This is a genomic window from Streptomyces sp. NPDC090127 (genome assembly GCF_044746945.1).
Classification (GTDB): Bacteria; Actinomycetota; Actinomycetes; order Streptomycetales; family Streptomycetaceae; genus Streptomyces.
On sequence record NZ_JBIVDE010000001.1, the window covers coordinates 109683 to 122456 of the forward strand.

General features: G+C 71.7%; 15 protein-coding genes. 2 read left to right on the forward strand and 13 right to left on the reverse strand.

The genetic code is table 11. From position 1 onward, the window contains the following. The first annotated feature begins 243 nt into the window (after positions 1–243). A complete protein-coding gene (locus ACIPPS_RS00440) occupies positions 244–684 on the forward strand; it encodes an STAS domain-containing protein (RefSeq protein ID WP_401425062.1) in 441 nt (146 codons plus the stop codon). Between the two features lie 78 nt (positions 685–762). On the opposite strand, the gene ACIPPS_RS00445 is transcribed toward ACIPPS_RS00440, so the two are convergent. From ACIPPS_RS00445 to rpsB, 5 genes are all read right to left on the reverse strand, one after another. After that, on the reverse strand, positions 763–1848 hold the full coding sequence (locus ACIPPS_RS00445) for a phosphatidate cytidylyltransferase (RefSeq protein WP_401425064.1): 1086 nt from the start codon (positions 1846–1848) through the stop codon (positions 763–765). Then, positions 1848–2405 (reverse strand): ribosome recycling factor, encoded by a 558-nt coding sequence (gene frr / locus ACIPPS_RS00450; RefSeq protein WP_361603651.1) that lies wholly within the window; start codon positions 2403–2405, stop codon positions 1848–1850. The genes ACIPPS_RS00445 and frr overlap by 1 nt, the downstream gene beginning before the upstream one ends. A gap of 101 nt (positions 2406–2506) precedes the next feature. Further along, positions 2507–3271: a UMP kinase gene (pyrH, locus tag ACIPPS_RS00455; protein ID WP_401425068.1), complete on the reverse strand. Its 765-nt coding sequence runs from the start codon at positions 3269–3271 to the stop codon at positions 2507–2509. A 158-nt stretch (positions 3272–3429) separates the two neighbouring features. After that, a complete protein-coding gene (gene tsf / locus ACIPPS_RS00460; RefSeq protein ID WP_401425071.1) occupies positions 3430–4266 on the reverse strand; it encodes a translation elongation factor Ts in 837 nt (278 codons plus the stop codon). Between the two features lie 124 nt (positions 4267–4390). Then, positions 4391–5341: a 30S ribosomal protein S2 gene (rpsB, locus tag ACIPPS_RS00465; RefSeq protein ID WP_401425074.1), complete on the reverse strand. Its 951-nt coding sequence runs from the start codon at positions 5339–5341 to the stop codon at positions 4391–4393. Between the two features lie 255 nt (positions 5342–5596). Between rpsB and ACIPPS_RS00470 the strand changes: the two genes are divergently transcribed. After that, the gene (locus ACIPPS_RS00470) at positions 5597–6121 is read left to right on the forward strand and encodes a M23 family metallopeptidase (protein ID WP_401425077.1); all 525 of its coding nucleotides are present in this window, start codon (positions 5597–5599) and stop codon (positions 6119–6121) included. A gap of 46 nt (positions 6122–6167) precedes the next feature. Here ACIPPS_RS00470 and ACIPPS_RS00475 read toward each other — a convergent pair whose 3' ends face one another. From ACIPPS_RS00475 to lepB, 8 genes are all read right to left on the reverse strand, one after another. Beyond that, the gene (locus tag ACIPPS_RS00475) at positions 6168–6725 is read right to left on the reverse strand and encodes a TetR/AcrR family transcriptional regulator (protein WP_401427127.1); all 558 of its coding nucleotides are present in this window, start codon (positions 6723–6725) and stop codon (positions 6168–6170) included. Between the two features lie 53 nt (positions 6726–6778). Then, positions 6779–7615: an RNA polymerase sigma factor WhiG gene (gene whiG, locus ACIPPS_RS00480; protein WP_401425080.1), complete on the reverse strand. Its 837-nt coding sequence runs from the start codon at positions 7613–7615 to the stop codon at positions 6779–6781. A gap of 239 nt (positions 7616–7854) precedes the next feature. After that, positions 7855–9012: a DNA-processing protein DprA gene (gene dprA / locus ACIPPS_RS00485; protein WP_401425082.1), complete on the reverse strand. Its 1158-nt coding sequence runs from the start codon at positions 9010–9012 to the stop codon at positions 7855–7857. Next, entirely contained in the window at positions 9009–10622 is a 1614-nt protein-coding gene (locus ACIPPS_RS00490; protein ID WP_401425084.1) for a YifB family Mg chelatase-like AAA ATPase, read from the reverse strand. The genes dprA and ACIPPS_RS00490 overlap by 4 nt, the downstream gene beginning before the upstream one ends. Position 10623: 1 nt before the next feature. Next, positions 10624–10989: a YraN family protein gene (locus ACIPPS_RS00495; RefSeq protein WP_401425087.1), complete on the reverse strand. Its 366-nt coding sequence runs from the start codon at positions 10987–10989 to the stop codon at positions 10624–10626. A 105-nt stretch (positions 10990–11094) separates the two neighbouring features. Continuing rightward, positions 11095–11403 (reverse strand): DUF2469 domain-containing protein, encoded by a 309-nt coding sequence (locus ACIPPS_RS00500; protein ID WP_055510545.1) that lies wholly within the window; start codon positions 11401–11403, stop codon positions 11095–11097. 55 nt (positions 11404–11458) lie between these two features. Further along, positions 11459–11977 carry an NUDIX hydrolase gene (locus ACIPPS_RS00505; protein WP_401425089.1) on the reverse strand — a complete coding sequence of 173 codons (519 nt, stop codon included), beginning with the start codon at positions 11975–11977 and terminating at the stop codon, positions 11459–11461. Next, positions 11974–12735 carry a signal peptidase I gene (gene lepB / locus ACIPPS_RS00510; RefSeq protein ID WP_401425091.1) on the reverse strand — a complete coding sequence of 254 codons (762 nt, stop codon included), beginning with the start codon at positions 12733–12735 and terminating at the stop codon, positions 11974–11976. Before lepB ends, ACIPPS_RS00505 begins: the two co-directional genes overlap by 4 nt. Positions 12736–12774 lie beyond the last annotated feature (39 nt).

A 12774-nucleotide genomic window follows, 5' to 3' on the forward strand; every position in this document is an offset into this window, starting at 1 on the left:
GGGGGGTACCGCGGGCAGCCGGCTCCGGCCCACCGAGTACCCCCGAAAACGCACCTCACACCACCCTCCCCGTCGGCCCCGTCCGGCCCGCGCCGGGCGGCGGAGGACGCCACGCGACCGGGGGTCCGCCGCCCCACACGTGTGGCCCTTTGCCCTCTCGCCGGGTGATCCGCAATGGTCAGATGGGGTGAAGCGGGCGCGTTGATCGTTTCCCCGGACGGGCCGCGAGGCGTTCATGGGGATGTGAGTACCGCAAGCGCCGCCCCGATACTGCCCGCCGCCCTCGCGCCCCTGGCCGCCTCTCCCGTGCACGACTCGGGCGCGGACACCGCGCCCGGAGTCATAGGCATTGACGCCTGCACCACGCTCGGCACGACGCTCGTCGTCCATGTCAGCGGAGAGATCGACCGCCTCAGCTCGGCTCCGCTCGGCGCCCTCATGGCGTCGGCCGCCGAGGACGGATACATCGGGCTCGTGCTCGATGCCTCCCAGGTCACCTTCTGCGACTCCGGCTTCCTCCGCGTCCTGCGCTGGTGGCCCCGTGACGGGCGTCGGCTCCGGCTGACGAACCCCTCACGGGCCGTGCAGCACCTCCTGCGGGCGGTCGCGGTCACGGCGCGGAACCCGGCAAGGGCGCGCCCCTTCGCCGGGGGGATCACGGCCCTGTCGACCCTGCCCGGCTAGCCGCGCCTCCGGTCGCGGAAACGACGTGAGGGGCCCGCCGCTCGAAAGCGGCGGGCCCCTCACGTACGGACAGGCAGGTCAGGTGGTGCCGACGAAGACCACCAGCAGCAGCCAGACCACCGGAGCCGTCGGCAGCAGGGAGTCCAGGCGGTCCATGATGCCGCCGTGGCCCGGCAGCAGGGTGCCCATGTCCTTGATGCCGAGGTCACGCTTGATCATCGACTCGCCGAGGTCGCCGAGCGTCGCGCTCGCCGCCACCGCGAGGCCGATCAGCAGGCCCTGCCACCAGGTGCCGTCGTCGATCAGGAACTCCATGCACAGCGCGCCCGCCGCCATCGCGAAGGTCACCGCTCCGACCAGGCCCTCGCGGGTCTTGCCGGGGCTGATGCGCGGTGCCAGCTTGTGCTTGCCGAAGCGCCAGCCGATCGCGTACGCGCCGGTGTCGCTGACGACCGTGAGCAGCAGGAACGTCAGGACCCGCTCCGGACCGTCGTCGGCCGTGAGCATCAGCGCCACGAACGTCGCCAGGAACGGCACGTAGAACGCGGCGAAGACGCCCGCCGTGACGTCCTTCAGATAGCCCTCGGGCGGCTCCGTCATCCGCCACACGAGGACCGCGAGGGCGGTCAGGGCCATGGCGACCCAGGCCCCCTCCGTCCCGCGGACGTAACCGGCGACGACCATCGCGGCGCCGCCGACCGCCAGCGGGACCAGCGGGGCCTTGATGCCCTTGCGCTCCTGGAGCCGGGAGGTGAGCTCCCACAGGCCGACCACGACGGCGACCGCTATGACGCCGACGAACGCGGCCTTCCAGATGAAGAGGGACGCGATGATGACGGCGCCGAGGCCGATGCCCACCCCTATGGCCGCGCCCAGGTCGCGCCCCGCGCTCTTCTTCTGCGGGGCAGCGGGCCGATTCGGGCTGGACATGGGCTCCTGCGGGTGCTCGTTCGGCGTCTCGTCACGGAACAGGGGACCGCTCGGCTGAGCGGCCCCCCGGTCGTGGTCGTCCTGGTGATCGCCGGCGGGGACGTCGGGCACGATGGGCATGGGCCGAGTCTGCGCCGCCTGTAGCCCATCGTATGCGGGACCCGCCGGGGCAGGCCCCTGGTCGGGCCCCCAGTAGCCGGAACCGGCCGGGGCCCCCCAGGAAGAGTCGTTCATCAGACCTCGAGCAGCTCGGCTTCCTTGTGCTTGAGCAGCTCGTCCACCTGCGTGACGTACTTCGCGGTGGTGTCGTCGAGCTCCTTCTCGCCGCGCCGGCCCTCGTCCTCGCCGACCTCGCCGTCCTTGACCAGCTTGTCGATGGTCTCCTTGGCCTTGCGGCGGACGGAACGGATGGAGATCTTGGAGTCCTCGGCCTTGCCCTTGGCCACCTTGATGTACTCGCGGCGGCGCTCCTCGGTGAGCTCGGGGAACACCACACGGATGATGTTGCCGTCGTTGCTCGGGTTGACGCCCAGGTCCGAGTCCCGGATCGCCTGCTCGATGTTGCGCAGCGCGCTCTTGTCGAACGGGGTCACGACCGCCATGCGCGGCTCGGGAACCGAGAACGACGCCAGCTGATTGATCGGCGTGATCGCACCGTAGTAGTCGGCCACGATCTTGTTGAACATCGCCGGGTGCGCACGCCCGGTGCGGATCGCGGCGAAGTCCTCCTTGGCGACCACGACGGCCTTCTCCATCTTCTCCTCGGCCTCGAGGAGGGTCTCTTCGATCACCACTTGCTCCTGCGTGTCGTCGCGTCTTGTCCTGCACGGTGATACGACCGGCAGGGCTCTGTCCATCCCCTCGAGGGGAGGTACCCGGTTCGAGCCGAGGCTCAGGCCCGGGTGCCCTGGTCGCTCACGAGAGTGCCGATCTTCTCACCCTTCACCGCGCGCGCGATATTGCCCTCGGCGAGCAGTTCGAAGACGAGGATCGGGAGCGTGTTGTCGCGGCACAGGGTGATGGCGGTGGCGTCGGCGACCTTGAGGTCGCGGGAGAGCACCTCGCCGTACTCCAGCGCGTCGAACTTGACCGCGTCGGGGTTGGTCTTCGGGTCGGAGTCGTAGACCCCGTCGACGCCGTTCTTACCCATGAGCAGGGCCTCGGCGTCGATCTCCAGGGCGCGCTGGGCGGCCGTGGTGTCGGTGGAGAAGTACGGCATGCCCATGCCGGCGCCGAAGATGACCACGCGGCCCTTCTCCAGGTGGCGCACGGCCCGCAGCGGGATGTACGGCTCCGCGACCTGGCCCATGGTGATGGCGGTCTGGACGCGGGAGTCGATGCCCTCCTTCTCCAGGAAGTCCTGGAGGGCGAGGCAGTTCATGACGGTGCCGAGCATGCCCATGTAGTCGGAGCGGGCCCGGTCCATGCCGCGTACCTGCAGTTCGGCGCCGCGGAAGAAGTTTCCGCCGCCGATCACGATCGCGATCTCCGCTCCGTCGCGGACGACTGCGGCGATCTCGCGTGCGATTTTGTGCACGACGTCGGGGTCGACGCCGAGCGCGCCGCCTCCGGCGAATGCCTCACCGGACAGCTTCAGCATGAAGCGGCCGGCCTTTTTGCCGTGGATGTCGTCGCCCTGTGCGGCGGACTGGTTCATGGAGATCTCCTCGTGCACATACGACGAAGGCCATTGCCGGTGGGTCCTTGCGGTTTCCCGTACGGCAATGGCCTCCTCGTCAGATCTGCGGTCGTCCTGCGCGAGCGCGGACGACTGCTTCAGACCCTACCGGGGTCCGGTGTCCGTCGCGTACGGACTCAGATGCCGACCTTGATGCGCGTGAAGCGCTTCAGGGTGACACCGGCCTCGTCCAGGATCTGCTGGACGGACTTCTTGTTGTCCAGCGCGTACGGCTGGCCGAGCAGCGTGGCGTCCTTGAAGAAGCCGTTGACGCGACCCTCGACGATCTTCGGGAGCGCGGCCTCGGGCTTGCCCTCGGCGCGGGTGGTCTCCTCGGCGACGCGACGCTCGGTCTCGACGACCTCGGCCGGAACGTCCTCACGGGTGAGGTACTTCGGCGCGAAGGCGGCGATGTGCTGGGCGACACCCTTCGCGATCTCGGCGTTCTCCTTGTCGAGCTCGACGAGAACACCGATCTGCGGGGGCAGGTCGGGCATGGTGCGGTGCATGTAGGCCGAGACGAAGCCGTCGGCGTACTGCGCGAAGCGGTCGAGAACGATCTTCTCGCCCAGGTTGGCGTTGGCCTCGTCGACGTACGCCTGGACCGTCTTGCCGGGCTCGATCTCGGACGCGAGCAGCGCCTCGAGGTCGGCCGGGGCGGTGGCGGCGACGTGGGCGGCGAGCGCGTTGGCGACGGCCTGGAACTTGTCACCCTTGGCGACGAAGTCCGTCTCGCACTTCAGCTCGACGAGGACACCGGAGGTGTTGTCGTCGGCGATGACGGAGACGACGGCGCCGTTCTCGGCAGAACGGCCCTCGCGCTTGGCGACGCCCTTCTGGCCCTTGATGCGCAGGGCTTCGACGGCCTTGTCGACGTTGCCGTCGGCCTCGTCCAGAGCCTTCTTGCAGTCCATCATGCCGGCGCCGGTGAGCTCACGGAGCTTCTTGACGTCAGCGGCGGTGTAGTTCGCCATGAGTCTGAGTTTCTCTCTCGAAGTCTGAAAGATCTACGGGTGGACGGCGGGGGCTTCGTGGGCCCCCGCCGTCCAACATCCGAAACAACCAACCGGACCCGGTCCGTGAAGACCGGGCCATGGGTCAGGCCTGCTCGGCCTCGGCGGCCGGGGCCTCGGCGGCGGGGGTCTCGGCGGCCGGGGTCTCGGCGGCCGGGGTCTCGACGGCCTCGACGGCGTCGGCGACCTCGGTGGCCTCGGCGTCGGCGACCTTCTCGGTCTCGGCGGAGGTCTGGACCTCGGCCTCGTCAGCCTTCTTCTCACCCTCGAGCAGGTCGCGCTCCCACTCGGCGAGGGGCTCGCCGGCGGCCTTCTCGCCCGGCTTCGAGTCGCCGGTCGCGGCGCCGGAGCGGGCGATGAGGCCCTCGGCGACGGCGTCGGCGATCACGCGGGTGAGCAGGGTGACGGAGCGGATCGCGTCGTCGTTGCCCGGGATCTTGTAGTCGACCTCGTCGGGGTCGCAGTTGGTGTCGAGGATCGCGACGACCGGGATGTGGAGCTTGCGCGCCTCACCGACGGCGATGTGCTCCTTCTTGGTGTCGACGATCCAGACGGCGCTCGGCACCTTCTGCATCTCGCGGATACCACCGAGGGTCTTCTCCAGCTTGGCCTTCTCGCGGGAGAGGACCAGGAGCTCCTTCTTGGTGAGGCCGGAGGCGGCCACATCCTCGAAGTCGATCTGCTCGAGCTCCTTGAGGCGCTGCAGACGCTTGTAGACGGTGGAGAAGTTGGTGAGCATGCCACCGAGCCAACGCTGGTTGACGTACGGCATGCCGACGCGCGTCGCCTGCTCGGCGATGGCCTCCTGCGCCTGCTTCTTCGTACCGACGAACATGATGGAGCCGCCGTGGGCGACGGTCTCCTTGACGAACTCGTAGGCGCGGTCGATGTACGACAGCGACTGGAGCAGGTCGATGATGTAGATGCCGTTGCGCTCCGTGAAGATGAAGCGCTTCATCTTCGGGTTCCAACGACGGGTCTGGTGACCGAAGTGGACGCCGCTTTCCAGCAGCTCCCGCATCGTGACGACGGCCATGGCCGTATCTCCTTGAGTTTCTCGGTTATGTCCTGACGCCCCGACGCGCCGTGCCACAAGGGACCGAAAGGCGCTGCCACGGCCGGTGAGGGCTGTGTGGCGGGGCGTGCGAAGTCGACCCGGTGACCCGGATCGCCATAGGAAGTGTACGGGACCCCGGGGGTGCCGGGTGACGGCGCTGTCCACAACCGGCTGGTCGTCCACAGATGGCGACCATGATCGGCACGGAGCGGGCGGTTGCGGGACGGTGGCGCCATGCACCTCACGACTCCGCTGCTCGCCCTGGCCCTGGCGTGGCCCGCGAGCCTGCCGCCCGCGCCGCCGACCTGGCCGCTGGGACCGCCGCGCCCGGCGGTGGTGCGCGGCTGGGAGCCTCCGCCCGGTCCGTACGCCGCCGGGCACCGGGGGCTCGACCTGGCGGCCCCGGTGGGCGCCGCGGTCCGCGCCGCGGCGCCGGGGACCGTCACGTTCGCGGGCCGGGTGGCCGGCCGCGGCGTCCTCACGATCACCCTGGACGGCACAGGGGACCCGCCGCTGCGCACCACCTACGAGCCGGTGATCCCCCGGGTCGCCGCGGGCACGAGGGTCGCCCGGGGCGCCCCGGTCGCCACCCTCGCGGCGGCGCCGCCCGCGTCCGCCCACTGTCCGGGCGCCTGCCTCCACTGGGGCCTGCTGCGGGGCGACACGTACCTGAACCCCTTGCTTCTGCTGCGCCAGGGGCCGTCCAGGCTGCTGCCGGTGACGGATCAGCCGTCGTTCTCGTGGGGCACGAGGTCGTAGAGGTACGAGCGGGCGTCCTCGCAGCGGCGCGGGGGTGGCCGGCCGGTCAGCCGCTGACGCCGCGCAGGGCCATGGCGACGGCGGCCTCCGCGATGGCGTCCGGGTCCTCGGCCGCGCCCAGCTCGATGCGGCGGACGGCCGCGTCCACGACGCCCTGGAGGAGCATCGCGCCCAGGCGGGGCTGGGCCTGGCCCAGGTCGACGAGGGCCTCGACGATCATGGTGACGAGGCCGCCGTGGGCTGCGCGGATCTTCTCGCGGGCGCCGTCGTCGAGCTCGCTCGCGGAGATCGCGACGACCGCGCGGTGGCGCCGGTCCCCGACGAGCTCCAGCTGCGTGCGCACGTAGGCCTCGACCTTGCCCTCGGGCGTCGGGGCCCCGGCCATCGCCGTCTCGACCTCGGCCGCCCAGACGGGGAAGTCGACGGCGCACAGCTCCTCGACCACGGCCGCGCGCGACCGGAAGTACTCGTACACCGAGGAGCGGGCCAGGCCCGTGCGCTCGGCGAGGGCGGGGAAGGTCAACGCCTCCGTACCGCCCTCGGACAGCAGGGAACGCGCGGCGTCCAGCAGGGCGCCGCGCTGCATCGTCCGGTGCTCGGCCACCGAGGCCGCTCGAATCCTTGGCACGGCTCCACCATACGACCGGCCGCGCGCCGTCAGCGCCCCACATCGGCCAGCTTGGCGCGCAGCTGGAGGACGGACTTGGTGTGGATCTGGCTGACGCGGCTCTCGGTGACGCCGAGGACATGGCCGATCTCGGCCAGCGTGAGGCCCTCGTAGTAGTAGAGCGTGACGACGGTCTTCTCCCGCTCGGGGAGGGTGTTGATGGCGCGGGCGAGCAGCCTGCGCAGCTCGCGGTCCTCGGCGACCGCGACCGGGTTGTCGGCCGCGGTGTCCTCCAGGGTGTCCATCAGCGACAGCCGGTCGCCGCCCTCGCCGCCGACGTGCAGCAGCTCCTCCAGGGCGACCACGTTCGCCAGGGACAACTGGCTGAAAACGGCGTGCAGTTCCTCCAGGGCGATGTCCATCTCCGCCGCGACCTCGCTCTCGGTCGGGGTGCGGCGCAGCTTGGCCTCCAGGGTGGCGTAGGCGCGCTCGACGTTGCGCGCCTTCTGCCGCACGGAGCGGGGGATCCAGTCGAGCGCCCGGAGCTCGTCGATCATCGCGCCGCGGATCCTGGTGATCGCGTACGTCTCGAACTTGATCGACCGCTCGACGTCGAACTTCTCGATGGCGTCGATCAGCCCGAAGACCCCGGAGGAGACGAAGTCGGCCTGTTCCACATTGGACGGCAGCCCCACGCTGACCCGGCCGGCGACGTACTTCACCAGCGGCGAGTAGTGCAGGATCAGCTGTTCGCGCAGCCGCTCGTCGCCCGTGTCCTTGTACGACCGCCACAGCTCGTCGAGCGATGTCGGTGCGGGCGGTCGCACGGTGCCCCGGGCTGCTGGGGGCACCGCAGCGCGGTCAGACCCGGAGGTGTGCTGGGGCATGCGTTGCCTTGAGCCGTTCTGCTGGCGGGTTTGTCGGGGTGGATGTCCGGCGGGGAATCCTGGCGAGCGTAGCGTGACTGGACGGTCGCGGTGTGCGAACCTCTGCGGATCGCACCGCTGTGGGTGGACGTCCTCGGCCACATCTTCGAACCCGGGCCGTGGCGCGTGTCGGCCCCTCGGGTGCGGCCGAGACAGCTGGGTTGTTCATCACCCTCACCATTTCACCCGAATGCTCCAGGTCAAGTACCGCCTCGCCGCGCATTCGCCCCATCCGTGGGGGTCTTCGTCAACCGCCAGTCGTCGCCTTGCCGTTCGGCGAACCCCAGAGAGTGCAGTTCGTACAGTCGGACGAGGGTGTCGTCGGGGGTGGTGCCGGACCGGTCGGCGATCTCGCCCACCGGGGCGGCGCGGCCGGCGGGCAGCGCTTCGAGGACGCGGGCGACCTCCGGAGCGAGGAGGTCCCTCGGCAGGACCGGCCCGCGCCGGGCCGGAGCGAGCTGGCCCATGTCCCCGACGAGCTCGATCACTTCGGCGGCTTCGGTGACGAGGGTGGCCTCCCCGCGCAGCAGTTCGTGGACGCCGGCGGAGAGGCCGCTGGTGACGGCGCCGGGCACGCCCATGGTGTACCGGCCGAGGCGCGCGGCGGCGCGGGCGGTGACGAGGGAGCCGCTGCGGTACTCGGCCTCGACGACGACGGTGCCGCGGGTGAGGGCGGCGATGACCCGGTTGCGGAGGATGAACCTGCTGGGCGTGGGGTGGCTGCCGGGCGGCAACTCCCCGATGACGAGCCCTTGTTCGGCGACGCGGCCGATCAGTCCCGCGTGGCCGCGCGGGTAGGGGACGTCGACGCCGCAGGCGAGGACGGCGACGGTGGCGCCCCGGGCGGCGAGGGCACCTCGGTGCGCCGCGCCGTCGATGCCGAAGGCGGCCCCGGAGACGACGACCCAGCCCTGTTCGGCGAGCCCGGAGGCAAGGGTGGTGGCCATGTGCGCCCCGTAGGGCGTGCAGGCGCGGGCGCCGACCAGGGCGACGGAGCGCAGAGCCCAGGTCCGCAGGTCGGCGCGGCCCCGGACCCAGAGGCCGACCGGGCGGGTGTCGCCGAGGTCGTCGAGCTGCCGGGGCCATTCGACGTCGCCCGGGACGATCAGCCGGCCGCCCTGCCCGCCGACGGTGTCGAGGTCCCGCCGGGGCTCGGCGCCCTCGGCACGCCGACGCCATCCGGCGACCCGTTTCTCCCCGGTGCCGGGGAACGCGTCCGGGTCGTCGGCGGGGCACCTCAGACGCTGGAGGAAGCCCACGGCGCCGTACTCCCGGAGCCAGCGGCCGGCGTGGGCGTCGCCGGGTTCGACGGTGCGGGTGAGGGCGGCCCGGGCGAGACGCTCGTCGTCGGTGATCATGCCCGCTCCCCCGCTCCGACCGGTACGCCCCGGGCGATGCCGGTCCGCAGTTCGAGGGCGAGGCCGATGTCCTGGGCGTCCGGGCGGTCGTGGCCCGCGAGGTCCGCGGCGGTCCAGGCGACGCGCAGGACCCGGTCGAGTCCGCGCGCCGTGAGCAGGCCCCGCTCGATGTCCCGCTCCGCCGCGGCGAGGGCTCCCGGGGAGACGAGGAAGCGGGTCCGCAGCTCATGGCCGGGGACTTCGCTGTTGACGGTCCAGGGAGTCCCGGCGAGGCGGGCGGCCGCGCGGGCGCGGGCCTCGCGGACGCGGTCGGCGACGACGGCGGTGGTCTCCCCGCGCCCGCCCTGGCCGAGGAGGTCGGAGCGGGTCACCGGCTCGACCTCGACGCGCAGGTCGACCCGGTCCAGGAGCGGGCCGGAGAGCCGCGCCTGGTAGCGGCGGATGAGGGAGGCCGGGCACTCGCATCCCGCACCGTGCAGGGTGTGCCGTCCGCACGGGCAGGGGTTGGCCGCGAGGGCCAGGAGGAACCGGGCGGGCAGCCGGACCACCCCGGCCGCGCGGGCGACGACCACGTGTCCGGACTCCAGCGGCTGGCGCAGCGCGTCGAGCACCTTCCCCGAGAATTCGGGTGCTTCGTCCAGGAAGAGGATCCCGCGATGGGCGAGGGACACGGCGCCCGGGCGCGGGAGGCCGTTGCCGCCGCCGACGAGGGACTGCATGGTCGCGGAGTGGTGCGGCGCGCAGTACGGGGCGCGGCGGACGAGGGGTTCGCCGGGCGGGAGGATGCCGGCCACGGAGTGGACGGCGGTGACTTCGAGGGACTCCTGGCGGGTGAGCGGGGGCAGGATGCCGGGAAGCCGTTCGGCGAGCATCGTCTTGCCGGCTCCGGGTGGCCCGGAGAGCAGGATGTGGTGGCTGCCGGCGGCGGAGACCTCCAGGGCGCGCCGGGCTCCGTGCTGCCCGGCGACGTCGGCGAGGTCCGGTCCGTCGGCCGGGTCGGCGGCGAGGCCGGTGCCGACGCCCGCGCCCGGCACGAGGAGTCCGGCGAGCATGGCGTCGGGGCGTCCTTCCTCGGCGGACTCCTCCTCGGGGACGGGTTCGTCGGAGAGGACGGCGATGAGCTGGCGCAGGCTGCGGACGCCGAGGACGGAGACCCCGGGGACGAGGGCGGCCTCGCCGGCCGTCTGCTCGGGGACGACGACCTGGCGATAGCCGGCGTCGGCGGCGGCGAGGACCGCGGGCAGGACGCCTCGCACGGGCCGGACGCGGCCGTCGAGGCCGAGTTCGCCGATGAGGACGAGGTCGGCGATGCCCCGCGGGTCGATCCGCTCGGCGGCGCCGAGCACGGCGGCTGCCACGGCCAGGTCGAAACCCGACCCGCCCTTGGGCACCGACGCCGGGCTGAGCCCGACGGTCAGCTTCTTCTGGGGCCACTCGGCGCCCGAGTTGACGATGGCGGCGCGGACGCGGTCGCGGCTCTCGCTGAGGCTCTTGTCGGGGAGTCCGACCAGGGTGAAGGCGGCGACTCCGGCCTCCAGGTCGGCCTGCACCTCGACGACGACCCCTTCGACCCCGACGAGGGCGACGGAGCAGGTGCGGGCGAACCCCATCTCAGGCCACCCCCTGGGCGTGGGTGACGACGGGGGCGCCACGGCGGGGCAGCACGACCCCGACGAGATCGATCCGGACGCCGCCGTCGGGCGGTGGTCCGCCGTGGCGGTCGAGCCAGCAGGCGGCGAGGCGTTTGAGCCGGTCGGCCTTGACGGGCGTGACGGCGGCCATGGGGTGCTCGAAGGCGCCGTCCCGCCGCGTCTTCACCTCGCAGACGACGACCGTGTCCCCGTCCTGGGCGACGATGTCGATCTCGCCGGTCCGTCCGCAGCGCCAGTTCCGCGCGAGGATGATCATCCCGGCCGCGGCGAGCCTGCGGACCGCCAGCTGTTCTCCGTACTGTCCGAGGGCGCTCGTTGCGTTCATTCGGTACCACCTCCGGCACCGACTGTGACGCTTCGCGACGTTCCGTGTGCGGGCCGGTGGACAACCTCCGACCTGTGGAGAACCCCGTCACCCCTGCGGGTGGTCTCAGCTGCTGGGAAGCTCCAGATCGCTCTTGTTCAGCTCCTCGATGTTCACGTCCTTGAAAGTGAGCACCCGGACCTGCTTGACGAACCTGGCCGGCCGATACATGTCCCAGACCCAGGCGTCGGCCATGGACACCTCGAAGAACACCTCGCCCTGGACCGAGTGCACCTGCATCTCGTAGTCGTTGGTGAGGTAGAACCGACGCTCGGTCTCGATCACGTATTTGAACAGCCCGACGACATCGCGGTACTCCCGGTAGAGCTTCAGCTCCATCTCGGTCTCGTACTTCTCGAGGTCCTCGGCGCTCATGGCATGTTCCCCTTCAGCCGTGCGTCCACCCATTGTGCGCCAGCCGCTCGCACCGTTAAGCGATTTCCGTGGCGAGCACCAGCGGCGCACTCGGCGGTCCCTCGTCGAGCAGCCTGTCCAGCAGCTCGGCGAGTCTGGTCGGGTACACCGTCTCACGCGCCGCCGACAGTTCGGCGGAGGTCCACCACCTCAGCCCCGCGACACTGCGCTCCTCCAGCTCGGTCAGGCCACCGGGGGCGGTCACGGTCTGACTGGTTCGTGCCAGGTAGTACCACTCGTCCTGGTCCCAGCGCCGCCCGTCGAACGGGAAGGAGCAGATCCGCCGCCACAGCACCGGCCCGAGTTCGACGTCCGTGATCCCGGTCTCCTCGGCCAGCTCGCGCAGCGCGGCCTCCTCCCGGGTCTCCTCGCCCTCCAGACCGCCACCGGGCGTGAACCACCAGGTCTGCGCCGGGTCGTCCGGCTCGTAGCCGTGCATGAGGAGGATGCGGTCGTCGGGATCGAGCAGTACGACCCGGGCGACCCGGCGCAGCTCCGGCCCGGCGACCTCGCCCGAGGGGCTCGTACCCGTCACGCGTCCACCGTCTCTCTCCCCGTCGGCCGGCCACCGCGCCGGCCGCTCGACCGTCGCCCCGCGAGCCGCGCCACCGGTCCGTACGCCGCCCCGCCCAGGATCAGTACACACCCGCCGACGATCGCGTAGAAGAGCGGCTCCACGGGCCCGGGGACGGAGACCCCGCCCGGCAGCGCCGCGAAGCCGGCGGGACGCTCCACGACGTCCGGCGCGGGCCAGGCGACGGCGTCGACCCTGCCCGTCACCGTCGAGCGCGGCACGGAGCCCTGCCCGACGTCCTCCAGATGGGTCCGGGAGTCCAGCGAGTGGTGCCGCTCGTCGCCGAGGAGGAAGAGCTTCCCCTCGGGCACGGCCGCCGAGAACTCCCGCCCCGAGGCGGCGGCGCCGCCCCCGGTGTACGGCTCGACGACCGCCTTGCCGTCGATCATGAGCCGCCCGTCCTTGTCGCAGCAGGCGACCGTGTCACCGCCGACGCCGACGACCCGCTTCACCATGGTCGAGCCGCCCCAGAGCGGGTCGTTGAAGATCACGATGTCGCCGCGCCGCGCCTCGTCGCCGTCGATCCGCTCGGCGAGGACCTTGGAGCCGACGGCCAGCGCCGGGGTCATCGAGTCGGTGGGCACGCTGTACGGCTGGTACAGCAGGGCCCCCCAGACGAACCCGCCGAGGAAGAGCACACAGCCGACGGCCACGGCCAGCCCCGACAGCACACTGCCGAGGCGGCCGCGGCCGCCGTCCGTACGTATCGTTCCGCTCATCCCAGCGCTCCCCACCTCGAAGGTCGGTTCGACGATCTG